This is a genomic window from Paenibacillus sp. TSA_86.1 (assembly GCF_052691815.1).
In genome coordinates, this window is the sequence record NZ_JBQZGE010000011.1 from 108,354 (window position 1) to 126,625 (window position 18,272).

An 18,272-nucleotide genomic window follows, 5' to 3' on the forward strand; every position below is an offset into this window, starting at 1 on the left:
TCTAAAAAAGAGAAGTTATTGGATATACAGGAGGAGAATAGACATGCGAGAGTTTGATTGCATTATTGTGGGCGGAGGGATCGCAGGACTTCAGGCGGCCATTCAGCTAGGACGTTATTTATCGCATCGAGTGCTGGTTGTGGATGCCGGAGAGGGCAGATCAACGCTGTGCCGAACGTATCATAACATTCTCGGTTATCCGGATGGGGTGTCCGGTAAAGAGCTGCGAGCACTTGGCAGGATGCAGGCGGAGCAAACGGGAGTTTCTTTTGAAAAGGATCGAATTATTGAAGCCATACGTGTACATGAGGAAAAGATCAGGCTTAAAGGCTCCTCCGGAACCGTTTATGAGACCAAAACCGTGCTGCTGGCAACCGGGTTGTCGGATCGAGTACCCGATATTCCGGGTCTGAAACCTACACTCGGCAAAACCGTGTATGTATGCCCTGATTGTGATGGGTATGAAATTCAGGGGAAACGAACCATTCTGCTGGGCGCTGGTGAAGCCGGAGCCAATATGGCGATGACTTTAATTGAACGTACAGACGATCTCTTATATATCAATCATGAACAGACCGCGATCTCCGCTGACCTTCACCGCCAAATGAAGCAAGCAGGAGTCCGTTATCTTGAAGCTGCGGTTCAGGAGGTGCAGCAGATGGAAGATGGTCATATTACAGGCGTATTAACAGAGGATGGGCAGATTTTCGAATCGGAACGTGGATTTATCGCGTTTGGTGGTAACCGGGTGCACTATGAGCTGGCTGAACAGCTGGGAGCTGTCATCGCGGACAATAAACATGTGGAGGCTGATGCACGCAGCATGCAGGCGGCACCTCAGGTATGGATTGCCGGGGATCTTGGTCTTCATGCCGAGCAGGCCACCGTTGCGATGGGTGAAGGTGCAATAGCGGCGATCTGGATTCATAAAGCGTTGCAGAAGCTGGTTCAAGGTTAAGTGGAGAGCATATAAAAATTAAACAACAAAACAAGTCTTCCTACGCCAATCGGCATAACGGAAGACTTGTTTTTGCTGCTTTTTCTGAGTGTTAATGTTTATTTATCCGGTTTATTCGCTGTATTGTTATCCGAGGAAGGCTCATGTTTTTTATGGGTAAAATCCTTACGAATGTTATCTACGATATCGCCAACGACACCTTCAATCATATCCGTTGGGCCCGGATCTCTTTTGTCCGGTTCAATTACGGTATTCACGCCTGGTTTGAGTTCATCGTTGGTTTTGTCATGTTTAGGCTTGTTATTCATGATAGTTCCTCCTTCAAATCCGTAGTTATCGATGTCTACTAACATAACCAAACACCGACATGTATATGTAAAACGATTAACCCAACTAGCATTTTTGAAACGCATGATTAAACTTCAACAGAACGTTTATATTATAAATGACACATGCTTGTGAAGCTTATTGCAGGCTCAATATAAGCCAAAGAATAAAAAAACATGCAACTAAACTGAAGGAGGTAATACGTATGAATGAACAAAATCATGTGATCCATAAAGATGGACAGGTTTCCACAGATCAGGTAGACAACGCAATTCAAAAGATTGCACCGGAGGAAAGAGATCAGATTTTACAAAATTTTGATGCATTCAAAGAATACCTCGGTAAACGGATTGCTATGGGTGAATCCATCGGTTTAAGTGAAGAACAAATGGCCAAGATTGCACAAAAAGTCGCGGATCATCTGGCGGCAAACGAAGAACCTCGTAACCGGGAAGAGAAACTCCTGCAGGAACTTTGGAACGTCGGTAAAGAAGAAGAGCGTCATATGCTTGCTCACATGCTGGTTCGTTTGGCGCAAGACACCAGAACGAATCATTAACAGAGTTCAGGCATAAATGGCCTGTACAAACATAGATTAATATAGATGCAGCAGAAACCCCGAATGCAGCTGATTTGGGGTTTCTCTATGTTCATTCGATGGATAAGCCTAGAAGTGGTGACGTGCATTGTAACTATTTTTAATCTGGCTGATACTTTTTAGAAAGTGGTATGTCGTATGATGAGTACAACATAAACGAACAATAAATGGTTAACGTGGACGTTTGAGAAGAAAAGCTTTCGTTTAATAATTCGGAAGAGCAATATTCTGTGTAAAGATATAGTGAAATAAGGAGAGATGGGCATGAAAAACGCGGCGAAAAAATGGAGATTTCAGATTATTGGTGCAGCAGTGGCTTTACTTGGCATCATCGTGCTGACTACATATTTGCTTACCCCTGCAAATGCGGAGGAGCGTACCAATGTTCAGTCACCTTCTGCTAATAAAGCCCAGTTGGCTAATTCCGAAGTATATACAGCTTATATTGATGGAATGCGTGTGCAAGACGGTACATTAATGCTGACTGTAGATAAAATCGGCTGGTATCAGGGCGAGGAAGCCAATGCCATTTTCAAACAACGTAATCCGGATGCGGGTATAGACGAAGCACCTGACGGTTACTATATTGTTAATGACAACAAAGAGCAAGAGCAGGTTGAGGTCAAAGCGGACGCCAACGTTCTTATGCAATTGTATGATCGGGATGGAACGGTTCAAGGGGCGGAGATCCAATGGAATGAACCGGTAAGTTTGTCCAAGTTTGAGTCACTTTATGGGGATAAACGGATTATGGATCTGTCGGTATTCCCTTACCACCTCACCATTCAAGATGGCAAAGTAATCAAAATTGTACAACAGTACATTCCTTAAAAAGAGATCACTCCGGATGAGAGCATAAAAATTCAAAAAGCATTCTTTCCGTTCGAATAGCGGAAGAGGATGCTTTTTTGTTATGACAAATGCATGAAAGCGATTGTAATTCATTGGTGGTACATGTATCATTATAGGAATGGCGTTTTTACATCATTCAGGAGGCTTCTGATGCTTAAAGACATGATTGCTTTAACCAAGCCCGGACTGTTAAGGTTGAATGTATTTGCGGTTGCCGTCGGTTTCTGGGTTGCTTCACAATGGGATATCGCGTGGTTATCTCTGCTTATGGTCGTCATTGGTTCAACGCTCGTGATTGCTTCGGCTTGTGTCATCAACAACTATTGGGATCGTGAACTGGATCAAAAGATGGAACGAACGAAAAAAAGAATGGATTACATTAACCATCTGAAGCCCGGATTTGTTCTGGGTTACGGTTTGGTTCTCGGAGTCGCTGGTGTAGCTGTATTGTTTCTACTGGTGAATCCGCTATCCGGCTGGATGGCTTTGCTTGGCTGGTTTGCGTATATCGTAATCTACACGATGTGGCTGAAACGCACTTCGACGTGGAGTACGTCGCTGGGTGGAATTGCAGGGGCGATGCCTCCGGTGATTGGTTATACCGCGGTAACCAATGAGATTGATGCAGGAGCCTGGTTGTTGTTTGCACTGTTATTCCTGTGGCAGCCTCCACACTTCTGGTCACTGGGTATTCGCCGCGTGGAAGAGTATCGTGCTGCGGGGTTCCCGCTGTTACCGGTGGTCAAAGGGGTCAAACGTACGAAATGGCAGATGATTCCTTACGTTTTTCTGCTGATTCCTGCCGTGTTCCTGCTGTATTATTTTGATTACGTTGGGCTGGTATTTCTGATTGTATCTCTGATTAGCAGCATCATCTGGTTTATACATACGCTTAGCGGGTTGAAAACACAGGATGATGAAAAGTGGGCGAAGGTTAACTTTTTGATCTCCGTCAATTATCTGATGCTCCTATTTATTGTGATGGTTGCGAACACAACGTGGTCTTAAACAGAATCGAATGAAGTGCACGAAATCGAAATACTCTTCAGAGAGCACATTTTGAATGAAAGAGCGGATAACTCTGGTTGTTCCCGTCTATCAAAGTGTGCTTTTTGTTATAATTTGTTATGGGATGTGACAACCACATGAATGATCTGCAGCAAGCAATACGGTGGCGGCAAGAAGGCAAAGTGCAGGAGGCTATTGAGCTTCTGCACCGAATTACGAATTTAGAGCCGCAACATGGGGGAGGATGGTATCAACTCGCATGGGCACATGACTCACTAGGCCTGGAACGCGAAGCTGTACCTTATTATGAAAAAGCTCTGCAACTTGAACTGTCTGCAGAAGATCGGGCCGGTGCTATTCTTGGACTTGGAAGCACCTGTCGTACGCTGGGACAATACGAGCAGGCAAGGACTTGGCTACTTACCGGAATGTCGGAATTTCCGCAGCACCGGGAATTCGAAGTGTTCTATGCTATGGTGCTCTATAATCTCGGTGAACACGCAGAAGCGATGGGGCGGCTGCTCGTTCAGCTCGCGGATACTTCTGGAGATCAGCGAATAACGGACTACAGCCGGGCGATACGTTACTATGCAAATCAGCTAGATCGGGTCTGGAAATAAGTCAGAAGTGTGGTCAACACGTTAGTTGAGGATCCAAAACGCCAAACTAAACTTTTCGACTAGAAATCTTCTCGGCCAGAAATGAGCCATTGCTGCACTTCTTCAATGAAACGTCGTGCCGCGGGCGACAGGTTCCGAAGAGAAGCACAGGCTAAACCAATCATTCGGTAAGGGTCACCTGCAAGTGGCACGAGTGCGAGTGAGTCGGTATGATTTTGCAGCACCATCTCGGGAAGCAGACTGATGCCAAGTCCGCTCCGAACCATGGCCATAATGGCTTGATCCTCGGCAACTTCATAGACAACGTTTAGTTTGGCGGCGTGCTGCCGAATCAAACGTTCTATTTCGTTATCACCGCCCCATTTAGGCAGGATAAAAGGCTGTTCCAACAAAAGTTCAAAGGAAACCGATTTCTTTGAAGCAAGCACATGATCGAGAGGCAGGATACACATGATCCTGTCTTTTTGTAATGTAATCGTTTCAAAGGGTGAGGAGTCACCAAGGGACAAAAAGCCAAGGTCGATGGCACCGCTGGCGAGCCAGTTCTCAATCTCGGCATAATCCCCTTCCCACAGCTTAATCTCAATCCCCGGATGCCGTAGTCTGAACTGTTTGAGAATACCGGGAAGCCACTGGGTGGAGACACTGGCAAAAGTACCAATCCGCACCGTGCCAATCTCGGCTCCGCGGATTAGAGAAATTTCCTGATTCATGAGTTCCGCCCAGCGCATAATCTCGCGTGTATAACCAAGAATGCGCTCACCCTCAGCGGTGAGCCGGACGCCAGAACGGCTGCGGTGCAACAAGGAGAAACCACATTCGCTCTCCAGACTTGCTATGGCGTGACTTACGGCAGATTGTGTAATGTTCAGGGCTTCGGATGCTTTGGTCAGACTGCCGTATTCCACAACCGTATTTAAAATTTCGTATTTAATCAGTGACATATACAATGACTTCCTTCCAGGGTTAGCCTGTGTTTCTATACATGAGTTTATTTCATATTAACTATTATAAATATTCATTTTTATAATGCAAAGAGATCGTTTATACTTGCCAAGGCGAGTTAGTTTAATACATATATACAACGTAGCTCAGACTATTATAAAAGAATGAAGGTAGAAGCAAGATGAGTGGGGTACAGGGAAATCAGATTCAGGCAACACGAAGAGCAGACGTGCAGATGCTGCTTGCAACCGTGATATGGGGGTCTTCTTATCTGTTTATGAAATCGGGACTAGCCTCCATCCAGGAACTTAATTTAATCGCTTTACGATTTGGAATCGCCTTTATCGTGGCAGGAATTCTCTTTCACCGCCGTCTGAGAAGTGTGGATCATGGGACGTTGCTTGCTGGAGGCGTGCTGGGTACAGCTCTGTTTGCCGCGTTTGTATTCATCACTTACGGTGTGCAGCGCACTACAGCCTCGCAGGCTGGATTTTTGATCAGTCTGGCGGTGATTTTTGTACCTATGTTAATGATGGTAATACGCCGGCGGTTGCCAGATAAACGACTGAGTGTCGGCATTGTAGTCGCTGTTGCAGGACTCGGACTGTTGACGCTTCAACATGAAATGAGTTTGCATCTCGGGGATCTATTATGTATTCTTGCGGCACTGGTCTATGCTGTTTATATTATACTTGCAGGTCATTATACACCGAAGCATGATCCGCTTACACTGGGAACCATTCAATTGGGTGTAGCAGCTTTGTGGGGAATCGTAGCCACATTTCTATATGAAACGCCGCAATTGCCGGATACACCTGAGTCATGGGCATCGATCCTGGGTCTTGGCATATTATGCAGTGGGCTTGGTTATATTTTGCAAACTTTGGCCCAGCGCCATGCTTCGCCTACGAGGACAAGCTTGATCTTTTCGCTGGAGCCGCTGTTTGCTGCTGCGTTTGCTTTTATCTTTCAGGGAGAGTTCCTTACGCTTCAAGGCTACTGCGGAGCAGCATTGATGCTGGCTGGGGTATTAATCACGGAGATCAAGCTGTCACAGCCTGTGTTCAGGCGAAGAAAGCGCCCGGCGTTGTAGTGTTAACCGAATCGGTATAGATATCTAAAAAAGGTTCAGATAAGACGTGCAATCGTGGATAAACCGACGTTGCAGAGTCTTTATACTCTAACCTAACAAACCCCGAATGAACAAAACATGTTTTGTTCATTCGGGGTTTTATGCTACACTGGATGAAAAATCAGGAAAATCGGGTGAGCAGGATGGGTAAAAGAGTGACCATGCAGCAGATCGCAGATGCTGCGGGGGTATCCAAGTTCGCAGTATCCCGTGCACTGACGGGTAAGCCGGGGGTTAGTGAGCACACGCGTGAGATGATAGTCAGAACCGCAGGGCAACTGGGTTATTTTAAAACAGAACCAAAATATAAGGCAATGGAGTCTCCTATATCATCCGGCAGAAGAGCGGTGAAGAAACACGAAGGTACCATATTGATTTTGTTTCCGAATATACGATCGCAAAATCGTTCTTCCTTGTACTGGGGCCCTGTATTCGACGGAATTTCAGCGCGCTTGAATGAGAAAGGTATGGACATTTTGACATTGACGGAGCCTTCTTCAGATCATATGTTTTCGGTTCTTAATCCTGACGCCATTCGGGGTGTTATTACGGTGGGTACGATCTCAACGCCGGTATTGCTCGAAATCTACCGCTTGCGTATTCCGCTTGTCATGGTGGATCATGAAGATTCGGCAATTCATACGGATACGGTATTTACTGACAATGTGAAAGGCATGAAAGAGTTAGTTCTTATGCTTGCAGCGAAAGGATACAAACGCTTCCAGTTTGCCGGACAGCTGCCTGATGCCGTCAGCTTCAGGGAACGTTGGCTGGGGTACCGGATGGGACTTGAAGAAATGCAGCTACAGTCAGATCAGCTTGCGGGGCTGTTGGTGCAGGAGTATACGGATATGCAGCAAACAATCAGAAACATGAGCCTTGAAGATATACCAGAGGTGATCGTCTGTGCGAATGATCATACCGCATTTATTATGATCGAGGCTTTACGAAGCCGCGACGTCCGGGTGCCGGAACGGTGTGCAGTGACAGGGTTTGATAATACACGGACAGATGATCCGATTATGGCAACGGCACATATTCACAAAGAACATCTCGGAGCGCGGGCCGTGGATCAGCTGTTATGGCGGATCAACACTCCCGAAGCTCCCCATGAACGCAAGCTGATTCACGCGGAACTTATTATGCGGGACGAGTATCATTCCTTGTTATCGTAATAGAGTAAAGTCTTTTGGCCTTAGTGGAGTTTGGGAACAAAACACATCGAAGAGACATGGAGAAGTAACTCTCTATGTCTTTTTTTGTGTTGGAAGAGATAATCAGATGGATTTAATTCACCAAATGCATTGACTGTTATGTAGCTAACATGTTAATTTTGTTTTGTTGATTGTTTGCTAATAAAATAACAAAACCTAACAAAATACTTTTATCATGAACCACATGGGAGGCTGTCATGAGCATAAACCAATCGCAACTTTTTGAAAACTGGACGTTCAAGGCGTGTGAAGATCAGGAGTGGATGCCCGCTCAGGTGCCAGGATGCGTACATACCGATCTGCTGAGATTAGGCCAAATTCCCGACCCGTTCTATGGGACGAATGAGAAGGAAGTACAGTGGATTGACAAGAAGGACTGGGAATATCGCACAACCTTTGATGTTGAGGCCTCACTCTATGCGCAGGAGTATTTGGAACTTGTTTTTGACGGACTGGATACGTATGCGGATGTATATGTGAATGACGCACATGTGTTGTCTGCGGATAATATGTTCCGGGTGTGGAAGGCAGAAGTAAAAGCATTCGTGAAGGAAAAGAATAACATGCTTCGTGTTCATTTTCGTTCTCCCATTCAGGAGGATCTGCCGAAGCTGGAAAAGCTGGGATATGCATTGCCTGCATCCAATGACCAATCCGATGTGGGCGGTCTGGGGGATAAACGAGTAAGTATTTTTGCTCGCAAAGCGCCATATCACTATGGCTGGGATTGGGGTCCGCGTTTTGTCACTAGTGGCATCTGGCGTGAAGTGAGGCTTGAAGCATGGACAGATGTAAGAATTAATGATCTATTTATCCGGCAAAATGAAGTGAATGCCACATCGGCACAAGTCACTGCCGTGGTAGAAGTGGAAACTTCGCAGCCTCTAGATACCGTGATTCGCATAGGTGCAGAGGGTCAGCGCTGGGAGAAGGCGGTGTCTTTGCAACCTGGTTCCCATTCGGTAGAGATTCCCGTCTTGATTGAAAATCCAAAACTCTGGTGGAGCCGTGGATTGGGTGAGGCGTATCGGTATACATTTGCTGCTGAAGTGCTTCAGGGGGAGCGTGCTGTCGCAGCGTACGAGGTTCAAACAGGACTTCGTTCCATCCGTCTTGTGCGTGATCCGGACGAAGCCGGAGCTTCCTTTTATTTTGAACTAAACGGAGTTGCGGTGTTCGCCAAAGGGGCCAACCATATTCCGAATGACAGCTTCATCACCGAAGTGACGCGGGAACGATACATGCATGAGATCATATCGGCAGCGGAGTCCAACATGAACATGCTGCGTGTATGGGGCGGTGGTTTCTACGAAGAGGATGTGTTCTACGACCTATGTGATGAATACGGTATCATGGTGTGGCAGGACTTTATGTTCGCGTGCAGCATGTATCCGGGTGATGAAGCATTCCTGAACAGTGTTAGGCATGAAGCGATTGATAACGTGAAACGTTTGCGTAACCATCCGAGTATTGTGCTGTGGTGTGGCAACAATGAGATTGATTCGGCTTGGGCGCATTATATTGAGAATGGTGGCTGGGGATGGAAAAAAGATTACACTGCCGAACAGCGCGAACGCATCTGGGCGGATTATGAAGCGATTTTCCATGACCTTTTGCCAGAAGTGGTCGAAGCGTATGCACCTGGTGTAGACTACTGGCCTTCTTCCCCTATTGTATCGCTGACAGGAGATGAAAAGCAGCATGCCCATCCGTCTACATCGGAAGGGGATATCCATTATTGGGGTGTATGGCACAATGTCGAGCCTTTTGAGAATTACAATACTTATGTAGGCCGTTTTATGAGTGAGTATGGATTCCAGTCCTTTCCGGAATACAAGTCGGTACGCACGTATGCGGAGGAAGAAGACTTGGCACTGGAGTCTGAGGTCATGCTCGCACATCAGAAGAACGGTGCGGGGAATCGACTGATCAAGCAGTATATGGACATGTATTTGCATGAACCGAAGGATTTCCCATCCTTCCTATATATGAGTCAGATACTTCAAGCGGAAGCGATGAAAACGGCAATCGAAGCCCACCGCCGCCGTAAACCTTACTGTATGGGCACACTCTACTGGCAGATGAATGATTGCTGGCCTGTCGCTTCGTGGGCCGGTATGGACTATCTTGGTCGCTGGAAGGCATTGCAATATTATGCGAAGCGTAGTTTCAATGATGTATTAGTCTCCGTGGATGGTACTCAAGAAGATGTCACCGATATCTATGTGATTTCCGATCAACTGCAACCGGTGGAGGGGCGATTACACATTCGTTTGGTTGGGTTCGATGGAACGGTTCATCGGGAGGAAACATGTGAAGTAAGCGTAGCACCAAATTCAGGTAATAAGTTGTTATCTTTGCGCAATGCAGAGTGGCTCGAAGGGCATGATGCTGCGACGACGCTGTTACGGTTGGATCTGAGGCAAAAGGGGGGAGCTGAACTCGCGCAAGAGCACTATTTTGTGTCTGCCAAAGACCTTAAGCTGCAACCTGCTAACATTACAGTCAGCGGAGGAACCGATGAGGACGGTGTACATTTGGTACTGGAAAGTGCCGTGCTTGCCAAGCAGGTATGGTTATCTTCGGAGGCCGAAGGGGTATTTTCGGATAACTTCTTTGATCTGATTCCCGGCCTTCCGGTAAAGGTGAAGTTCACTTCCAGACAAGGGTTACAGCAAGCCGATGTCATCTCGAATCCGGGATCGGTTGAAGTTCGCTCTATGGTGGATTTTATTCGTGTGAATTGAACATAAGGCAAGTGGAAAATAAGCGGCTGCAAGCGATAAAACGGTTGAAGTCTCTCGTCAAGAGGGAATTCAATCGTTTTTTCATATCAGAAAACATACAAATAATTACATTGTAATACTTTCGTAATATTTTGCTTAGAGAATCGTAAGTTGTTTTCCTTATTGTAGTCCTTGCAAGTAACTAAACCATGGAGTGTGATCATTATGATGAAAACAAGTAAAAGCAAAAAAGCGATGGTAGCAGCGATTTTGATGATGTCTTTAACTTTTGCAGGGTTAGCAAGTGCAGGCGCTGCAGAGATGAAGATGATTAAAAAGGATGGCATGGAGCTTGTTCAATTGAGACAGGCAGCAAAAATGTATGGTTACAGTATTATGTGGGACAGCAAAGACCGCTCCGTTACGTTAGTGTACATGGACAAAATGCACGACATGATGATGAAAGAGGACATGACAATGAAAAATGACATGATGATGGACGATGATATGATGAAAAAAGATGACCAAATGAAGAAAGATGACATGATGATGATGGACGACGATATGATGATGGAAGAGGCTATGATGCCTGCGGCTAAAACCATTAAAGTGTGGGTTGGTTCTAAAAAAATGATGGTCGACGGCATGCAGGTTAGCTTGAAGTCGATGCCTACAATCCATGAGGGCAACACCTATGTGACGGATATGGTCATTTCAAAATACATGATGCCTATGAAGGCGATGAAGTGAAACATAATTCTTGCCCTGTGATATGATGAAGCAAAATGCTTGTTTTGAATATGGGGTGAGTTCATTGAATGAGCGTATCATGGTCGCTGATGATGATAGTAATATAACAGATGTTTGCCGCAGGTACTTGGAAAGGGAAGGTTATACCGTTGTGACAGCTAAGGATGGCATGGAGGCGATTGAGCTGTGGCGCAGTCACACGCCAGATCTGATTGTGTTAGACCTGATGATGCCACATAAAAATGGTTGGGAAATCTGTAACGAGATTCGGAAAACCGAGGATGTACCCATTGTGATGCTGACTGCTCGCGGGGAAGAACAGGATCGATTGATGGGCCTGACCATGGGGGCGGATGATTATCTGACCAAGCCGTTTAGTCCGAGAGAGCTGGTTCTGCGTGTCAAAGCGATATTGCGGAGAATGCGAACGGTACAGGTTTCCCCTGCTGCAGCTCAAGCCTCACATACAATTCGTTATGAAGGGCTGACCATTGACTTTGTAAAACGCGAGGTAGAGATTAACGGACGGCTGATTGACTTAACGCTTACCGAGTTTGAGATGTTGTATTTGCTGGCGGGTCACCCCGGTCAAGTATTCTCGCGTAGTCAGATGTTAAGCAAAATCTGGGATTTTAGCTACGAAGGTGATACGACCACAGTAACTGTTCATGTTCGGAGGTTACGAGAGAAGATCGAAAAAAATGCTTCAGATCCGAAATATATTAAAACCGTTTGGGGCATAGGTTACAAGTTTGCAGGTGAGTCATCATGAAATTACGTACGTATCTGGTATTGTCCAGTCTTCTGGGCATTGGCGTATTGTTGATTTGTTTGTTCATTAGCTATTCCAAAATGCTGCTCACGATTGAACAGTTATATTGGTTGTCGGGGATAACGACTGGCGTAGGTGTGCTTTCGTTTGTTCTTCAGTATGTATTGACCAAGCCTTTGGAAAAATCGATATCACGTATTACCGAACATACAATACGAGTGGCCGAAGGGGATTTCCGCACGGAAGTCCCTCTCATCGGTCCGCGGGAATTCAAACTGCTGGCACAGCAATTTAATGAGATGAGCTGCAGGCTGCAGCAGAGCTTTGACCATCTGCATCACTCCGAATCGGCCAGACGAGAACTGATTGCGAATGTGTCTCATGACTTGCGTACGCCACTTGCCTCCATTCAGGCCTTTGTTGAAGCGCTGGAGGACGATGTGATCAAGGATGAAGCTACGTTTCAACGTTATCTGAATACGATTCGCCTTGAAACGAAAAGGCTGGGAGGGCTTATACAGGACTTGTTTGATCTGTCGAGTCTGGAAGCCCAAGGGGAGCCATTTGATCCGCAACCCAGCCATGTTGATGAGTTGCTGCTTGGCACGCTCGAAAGTTTTTCGTTCCATCTTGCCGAGAAACAGCTGAATGTTGAGATTGAGCTGCCTGATCGATTGCCAGCCGCCATGATGGTACCTGCCCAGATGAAACGGGTGCTCTCCAATTTACTGCAAAATGCCATTCAGTACTCTTCTGCAGAAGGCACAATCACGCTTACTGCAATAGAGCAGGGAGCATTTTTGCGAATTGCGGTGATGGATCAAGGTGAGGGAATTGAAGCGGAAGAAACGACACGTATTTTCGAACGGTTTTACCGGATTGATAAATCTCGCAGTAAAAGTAATGGTGGCGCGGGACTTGGGCTCGCGATAGCTCAATCCATTGTAGAGCGGCATGGAGGTGAAATCGGGGTGCAGAGTACAAAGGGAGAAGGAAGCTGCTTCTGGTTTACCCTTCCGGTATATACCGCATGTTAACAGTGGGCAGTGGGGTATACCGTCATAGCAACAATAAAAACGTGCTGCCCGGTTTTCCGAGCGGCACGTTCCTTATTTTATGTAGAGCATAGAAGAATTATGGATTCGACTGTCCGTTTTCGTTTTTGATCTGTTGAAGTTCGCTCAGACTGAGCGTCAGATCATTCTCCGGATTGGCACTGACAATCACTTCAGACTGAGTTTGCTGGCTGGCCTGGCTTGATTTGGGAGCAGGTTTGACCACATAGAGACTTTGAACGCTGTTCAGCAGGCTTGCTGGTGTGTCCGCATAGGTTTCAAGAAAAAGTACATAATCCTTGGCTGGCATAAGTGTGAGGCTGTCATCATTGACGATTTCGGTGTTGCCCAGTTGGCCACCCAGTTGCTTGATTTCAAGCTGATCTCCGGCTGTGTAACCCCCTTTGTAGGATTCAGTTACCTGAACCGTATAGATCGTATAGATTTTGTCAAAAGAAACCTGGGCTTCTGCCGCACTTCCGGCTGCGTTACGATGATTCGGATCTTGGAAGTCAGTCTGCACTCTGTCATCCAAAGCTTCAACCCGGGTATGCATAACATTACCCTTCACGATGGTATCAGCCCGGTCAGACAACGCGTCTACACTGCCATAATTGGGATAATCCTCGGAAGCGATAATGGTGATGGGGGCTTCTGGGGAAGATGCAGCTGGAGTGGCTGGAGAGCAGCCAACGACAGACAGGATCATCATGCATGAGGTAAGCAATACGAGTGCTTGATTCTTTTTCATAGATCGGAATCCTCCTTGGGAATTAGGTTGTCAATGTTACGAATGGTTTACATACGCATTAATATCGGGATCTGACATTATTGATATCGAAAGTTTGTGGTTTGGTCATGGAATTACGATTACGTGTGTAAGACATAATGGAAGGGCTGTTTGTGGTTGGGTTGTCACCAAGCCAAACGGAGTGACCTAGTTCATGGACGAACACACTTTGAATGAAGTTAGATAAGTTGGATGCGTCAGGGGTAATGGTGGAGGCGTTGAGTTCAATGCGGAAGTTGACGACCTGATTGCCAGAGACGGAGGCATAGTTGACACCATAAGCGGTGTTGTTGAAGTTGCCAGCGGTGATGGTGTTGGGAGAGTTATTCGTTTTGACGAATTGCACTTTGGCTCCTGCATTGTTCCAGTTCGCCAGAGAAGCATCCATAGGACCTTGCCATGCAGAAGCGTAGTTGTAGGTGCGGATCGGAATGGTGGAGCTTGGGTAGCCGTAATTCAAAAAGGTTGCTGCGTAGATCGTGCTGCCAAACATCGCAAGCGCAGAGAACAACATCAGACTCATCAGAAACTTCCTTTTCATGATTAAAACCTCCAATAAATGTATAATTTCTCTATTATAGTAACAAGGAAAAGTACACCTGAAATGAGTCGCAAGTCGTTGTTTTTGTCGTGTGAAAATAGGAAATACCTGTGCCACAAAGGAATGTTTGTCACAACAAGTCGCTTTCTGTCCGGGGAGTATGCATAAATTTCCTTGACTTACAAACAATACACTCAACCTCACCCGAAAAAAGGAGTGTATGATGATGTGCGAACGTTTTTCACTCGCGGCCGATCTGGACGAAGTTCGAGATCACTTCAAGGTACAACGTGTCATGTATTACTACAAAAATCGGTATAACATTAGCCCAACGCAACATACACCGATTATTCTGCATCAGGATGGAGAGCGTGTATTGGATGAGTTTCGCTGGGGGTTCATTCCGTTCTGGGGACGGGATGCGGTGAATGCCAATTTGATGACCGCTCATGAAAATCCTGCATATTACAAGCTGGTGGAAAGCAAACGCTGCGTTATTCCTTGCAATGGGCTATATTACTGGCGGCAGGAAGGTAAGAAGCGGTATGCGGTGCGTGTTGTCATGCCGGATCGCGGTCTCTTTGGCATTGCGGGGCTGTACGAGATCTGGAAAGACACACGGAAGCAACCGCTCCGTACCTGTACGATGCTCATGGCTGGCGCGAATCTGGCAACCCGTGAGTTTGGTAGCAAGATGCCGGCGATTCTGATGGATGAAGAGATTAACAGCTGGCTCGATCCGGCCAATACAAGAGTGACTCAACTGCTGCCACTGCTTAAAACGTATAACCGAACAGAAATGAATCTGTACCCTGTCACGCCGATGGTGGCGAATGACGAACATGATTGCTATGAATGCGTGGAAGAGATGGAGCAAAAGCTGGCGTACGTTCGGAGTTTCTGAACATTTCAGGAAGAAAACAGATGCTGTACGTGGGTCTGCGGCTCTAAGGTCCCTATGTTTCTGAACTCGCGGATTGGTTAAAAAACGGGATAGAGCGTCTGAGGACACTCTGTCCTTTTATACATTTTCCATCGTTTTCATACAGGCTGACAAGGATTGGAAAAAGTAAAGGTTGCAATTGAAAACAAACGTAACTATAATAATTACAGTAGTGAGGCGTTATATATCCATATATCTATTTAAAGAGATATAATATCAGGAGGGAACCACGAATGAATCCAAAGTATTCGAAAATGTTTGAACAAGTTTCACTGCCAAGCGGCATTACACTGAAAAACCGGATCGTGCTTGCTCCTATGACTCATATGTCCTCTAATCCAGATGGCACAGTATCGGATGCTGAGCTTGCATACTATGCGCGTCGTACAGGCGGGGCAGGTATGTCGGTTACGGCGGTAACGCATGTAACACCAAACGGTATTGGATTTCCAGCCCAATTTGGTTCTTATGACGACAGCTTTGTTCCAGGCCTGAAACGTCTGGCTGAAACCATTAAACAGCAAGGTTCTGTTGCTGTATTGCAAATGTTCCATGCAGGCCGTCTGACCCCGGAACAAGCGGTTCCTGCTGGCCAAGTGGTTGCACCTAGTGCAGTCGCAAGTGAACGTCCGGGTTCACCGGAGCCGAGAGAAATGACAGACGAAGAGATCACATCGGTTATCCGTGATTTTGGTGAAGCGACTCGTCGTGCGATAGAAGCGGGTTTTGACGGTATTGAGATTCATGGCGCGAATGGTTATCTAATCCAGCAATTTTTCTCTCCTCATTCCAATCGCCGTGAAGACCGTTGGGGCGGCAGTGTGGAGAAACGGTTGGCGTTCCCGCTCGCTGTGGTAGACGAAGTGCAGCGTGTCGTTGCCGAGCATACCAAGCTTCCATTCATTGTGGGTTACCGATTCTCGCCGGAAGAGCCTGAAACGCCAGGTCTGACGATGGAGGATACGTATGCACTGATTGATGCTTTGAAAGACAAAAACCTCGACTATCTGCATGTTTCCTTGAGTGAGTTCTGGTCGAAGCCAAGACGTGGTGAAGAGGATACACGTGCCAGAATCGAATATATTCTGGATCGCGTCGGTGGTAAAGTGCCTGTGATTGGCGTAGGAGCAATCCATACCGCAGATGAGGCTGCTGAAGCGCTGGAGTCTGGTGTTCCACTGCTGGCGATTGGACGTGAACTGATTATCGAGCCGGATTGGGTCGAAAAGATCGAAAGCGGACGGGAAGAGGACATCGAGACCATTCTGACGAAATCGGATCAGGAACGTCTGGTGATCCCTGACGGATTGTGGAATGCGATCATCCACACACCGGGCTGGTTCCCTATGGCAGACGATAAATAATTCGTCGTAATGACTTGGAAAGAGGAGGCGAAAGCCTCCTTTTTTGTATATAAGCCTGAATGTTTATTGAGAGTCATTTCTTGCAAGGGTCTGAAATTCTCCTTCTGACCGCTCTATGATATGATGGGGTGACAGGATTCATTGGTATAATAACGGTTTGGAGTGGATGAAGGATGCTCGTTGCGGAACGATATGAGAAAATTGTGGAATGGGTAGATGCGCAAGGAAGCATGCGTGTTACCGAGCTTAGTGAGCGCTGCGGGGTGACAGAGGAGACGATTCGCCGTGACCTGGACAAGCTGGAGCAGGCGGGCAGGCTAAGACGATCCCACGGCGGAGCGGTAAGTGTGAAGTACAAGGAAGAACTGCAATCCGAGATTCCTTACCCTGAGCGAGCTGTTGCTCATGCAGATGAGAAACGCCGTATTGCTGGTGAAGCGGTGAAGCTGGTGGAACCGGGCGACCGGATTGCTCTGGATGCGAGTACGACGGCGTGGTACATGGCAGCCGGACTGCCCAACATCCCCCTTACGGTGCTAACCAACTCAATCAAGGTCGCGGCGGAGCTCAGCACGAAGGAACAGATTCGTGTTATTGCCACAGGTGGGCAGCTTGCTTCGAAATCCTTGTCTTTTGTCGGGCCGCTCGCAGAGCGCTCGCTGGATGCGTATCATGTGGATAAGGTATTTTTGTCCTGCAAAGGTGTACATCTGACCAAGGGCATCAGCGAGTCGAATGAATTACAAGCTCTGGTGAAGCAGAAAATGATCCAGATTGCGGACGAAGTTATTTTGCTTGCCGATTCGAGCAAGTTTAATATTCAGGCTTTTACAAGAGTGGCCGGCATGGAGAGTGTCGGGAAGGTGATTACCGATCAGGGTGTGCAGGACGAGCATGTTGAAGCTTTAAATGAGCTTCAAATTACGTGTATACGTGTGTGACTCCAAATTAAGATTATTAATTTTAGATACGTTGAATGGGTCTTTTACACGTTAACGGAGAGGACAGAAAAAACCTGGAAAAGCGAAGCCAAAAGCTTTCTGAAAGAAAGCTAACATCGGAAGCATATGCTTCGCCTTTATCCCCGGATTTTTCCCTTTGGAAAAAGGAATCAAAAAAATCCGGGGATAACAGCGATTGGAAGGTTATTCTGTCATCGGAGTGTCCTGTGTAAATGTATTTATTTCAACTTATCATAGAAAGGATCGATGGCAATGAAACATCCGTTTCACTTAAAAGCGGTTTGGAATGGCGGACGGAACAGTGAGGGCACGATTGATGCAGGCGGTTTAAAAACAGTCATTTCCATTCCGCAGGAGATGGGCGGCCCTGGAACAGGAACCAACCCGGATGAGATGTTGTTGGGTGCAGCAGCGACTTGTTACCTGATCACTCTGGCCGCGATGCTGGAGCGTTCGGATATTACACCGGATGAACTGACGCTGGAATCGGAGGCAACGGTAGATGTGACAAATAACGTCTTTACGTATGAACGAATTGTGCACAGGCCGCGAATTGTGCTTCCAAGCGATGCATCCGAGTCCGATCTGAGCAAAGCCGAGAAGCTGGCACATAAAGCGGAAGCTTCCTGTATGATATCTCGTGCGGTAGCAGGGAATGTGTTGATGGAAACACGTCCCGTGATTGTAACCACTGGAGCTGACGCAGTGTGATATA

Annotated in this window: 19 protein-coding genes; 15 read left to right on the forward strand and 4 right to left on the reverse strand. The window is 46.7% G+C overall.

Annotation, left to right across the window (positions count from 1 at the left end; all coding sequences use genetic code 11):
* Positions 1-43: 43 nt before the first annotated feature.
* A complete protein-coding gene (locus tag ACUTVW_RS19490) occupies positions 44-958 on the forward strand; it encodes an NAD(P)/FAD-dependent oxidoreductase (protein WP_445647297.1) in 915 nt (304 codons plus the stop codon).
* Between the two features lie 98 nt (positions 959-1,056).
* Here ACUTVW_RS19490 and ACUTVW_RS19495 read toward each other — a convergent pair whose 3' ends face one another.
* Positions 1,057-1,266 carry a hypothetical protein gene (locus ACUTVW_RS19495; RefSeq protein WP_445647298.1) on the reverse strand — a complete coding sequence of 70 codons (210 nt, stop codon included), beginning with the start codon at positions 1,264-1,266 and terminating at the stop codon, positions 1,057-1,059.
* Positions 1,267-1,490: 224 nt separating this feature from the next.
* On the opposite strand from ACUTVW_RS19495, the gene ACUTVW_RS19500 reads away from it, so the two are divergent.
* The 4 genes from ACUTVW_RS19500 (at position 1,491) to ACUTVW_RS19515 (ending at position 4,363) form a co-directional block, all read left to right on the forward strand.
* Positions 1,491-1,844, forward strand: a complete 354-nt coding sequence (locus ACUTVW_RS19500; protein ID WP_445647299.1) for a DUF3243 domain-containing protein — start codon at positions 1,491-1,493, stop codon at positions 1,842-1,844.
* Positions 1,845-2,147: 303 nt separating this feature from the next.
* The gene (locus tag ACUTVW_RS19505) at positions 2,148-2,714 is read left to right on the forward strand and encodes a hypothetical protein (RefSeq protein ID WP_445647300.1); all 567 of its coding nucleotides are present in this window, start codon (positions 2,148-2,150) and stop codon (positions 2,712-2,714) included.
* 171 nt (positions 2,715-2,885) lie between these two features.
* Positions 2,886-3,743, forward strand: coding sequence for a heme o synthase (cyoE, locus tag ACUTVW_RS19510; protein ID WP_445647301.1), 858 nt, complete (start codon positions 2,886-2,888; stop codon positions 3,741-3,743).
* A gap of 137 nt (positions 3,744-3,880) precedes the next feature.
* On the forward strand, positions 3,881-4,363 hold the full coding sequence (locus tag ACUTVW_RS19515; protein WP_445647302.1) for a tetratricopeptide repeat protein: 483 nt from the start codon (positions 3,881-3,883) through the stop codon (positions 4,361-4,363).
* Positions 4,364-4,422: 59 nt separating this feature from the next.
* Here ACUTVW_RS19515 and ACUTVW_RS19520 read toward each other — a convergent pair whose 3' ends face one another.
* Positions 4,423-5,307, reverse strand: coding sequence for a LysR family transcriptional regulator (locus ACUTVW_RS19520; protein ID WP_445647303.1), 885 nt, complete (start codon positions 5,305-5,307; stop codon positions 4,423-4,425).
* Positions 5,308-5,489: 182 nt separating this feature from the next.
* Between ACUTVW_RS19520 and ACUTVW_RS19525 the strand changes: the two genes are divergently transcribed.
* The 6 genes from ACUTVW_RS19525 to ACUTVW_RS19550 all read left to right on the forward strand — a co-directional run bounded on the left by ACUTVW_RS19525 (position 5,490) and on the right by ACUTVW_RS19550 (position 12,939).
* Positions 5,490-6,401 (forward strand): DMT family transporter, encoded by a 912-nt coding sequence (locus tag ACUTVW_RS19525; protein WP_445647304.1) that lies wholly within the window; start codon positions 5,490-5,492, stop codon positions 6,399-6,401.
* A 200-nt stretch (positions 6,402-6,601) separates the two neighbouring features.
* Positions 6,602-7,615, forward strand: coding sequence for a LacI family DNA-binding transcriptional regulator (locus ACUTVW_RS19530; protein ID WP_445647352.1), 1,014 nt, complete (start codon positions 6,602-6,604; stop codon positions 7,613-7,615).
* A gap of 236 nt (positions 7,616-7,851) precedes the next feature.
* On the forward strand, positions 7,852-10,401 hold the full coding sequence (locus ACUTVW_RS19535) for a beta-mannosidase (protein WP_445647305.1): 2,550 nt from the start codon (positions 7,852-7,854) through the stop codon (positions 10,399-10,401).
* A gap of 204 nt (positions 10,402-10,605) precedes the next feature.
* Entirely contained in the window at positions 10,606-11,130 is a 525-nt protein-coding gene (locus ACUTVW_RS19540) for a hypothetical protein (protein WP_445647306.1), read from the forward strand.
* Positions 11,131-11,194: 64 nt separating this feature from the next.
* Entirely contained in the window at positions 11,195-11,902 is a 708-nt protein-coding gene (locus ACUTVW_RS19545) for a response regulator transcription factor (RefSeq protein ID WP_445647307.1), read from the forward strand.
* Positions 11,899-12,939: a sensor histidine kinase gene (locus tag ACUTVW_RS19550; RefSeq protein ID WP_445647308.1), complete on the forward strand. Its 1,041-nt coding sequence runs from the start codon at positions 11,899-11,901 to the stop codon at positions 12,937-12,939. The genes ACUTVW_RS19545 and ACUTVW_RS19550 overlap by 4 nt, the downstream gene beginning before the upstream one ends.
* 97 nt (positions 12,940-13,036) lie before the next feature.
* Here ACUTVW_RS19550 and ACUTVW_RS19555 read toward each other — a convergent pair whose 3' ends face one another.
* Together ACUTVW_RS19555 and ACUTVW_RS19560 are read right to left on the reverse strand one after the other, a co-directional pair.
* Positions 13,037-13,708, reverse strand: a complete 672-nt coding sequence (locus tag ACUTVW_RS19555; RefSeq protein ID WP_445647309.1) for a hypothetical protein — start codon at positions 13,706-13,708, stop codon at positions 13,037-13,039.
* 58 nt (positions 13,709-13,766) lie between these two features.
* Positions 13,767-14,288: a hypothetical protein gene (locus ACUTVW_RS19560; RefSeq protein ID WP_445647310.1), complete on the reverse strand. Its 522-nt coding sequence runs from the start codon at positions 14,286-14,288 to the stop codon at positions 13,767-13,769.
* 226 nt (positions 14,289-14,514) lie between these two features.
* On the opposite strand from ACUTVW_RS19560, the gene ACUTVW_RS19565 reads away from it, so the two are divergent.
* From ACUTVW_RS19565 to ACUTVW_RS19580, 4 genes are all read left to right on the forward strand, one after another.
* A complete protein-coding gene (locus tag ACUTVW_RS19565) occupies positions 14,515-15,192 on the forward strand; it encodes an SOS response-associated peptidase (protein WP_445647311.1) in 678 nt (225 codons plus the stop codon).
* 272 nt (positions 15,193-15,464) lie between these two features.
* Complete coding sequence (locus ACUTVW_RS19570; RefSeq protein WP_445647312.1) at positions 15,465-16,595, forward strand: NADH-dependent flavin oxidoreductase; 1,131 nt, start codon at positions 15,465-15,467, stop codon at positions 16,593-16,595.
* 173 nt (positions 16,596-16,768) lie between these two features.
* A complete protein-coding gene (locus ACUTVW_RS19575; RefSeq protein ID WP_445647313.1) occupies positions 16,769-17,536 on the forward strand; it encodes a DeoR/GlpR family DNA-binding transcription regulator in 768 nt (255 codons plus the stop codon).
* A gap of 273 nt (positions 17,537-17,809) precedes the next feature.
* On the forward strand, positions 17,810-18,268 hold the full coding sequence (locus tag ACUTVW_RS19580; protein ID WP_445647314.1) for an OsmC family protein: 459 nt from the start codon (positions 17,810-17,812) through the stop codon (positions 18,266-18,268).
* Positions 18,269-18,272: the final 4 nt, after the last annotated feature.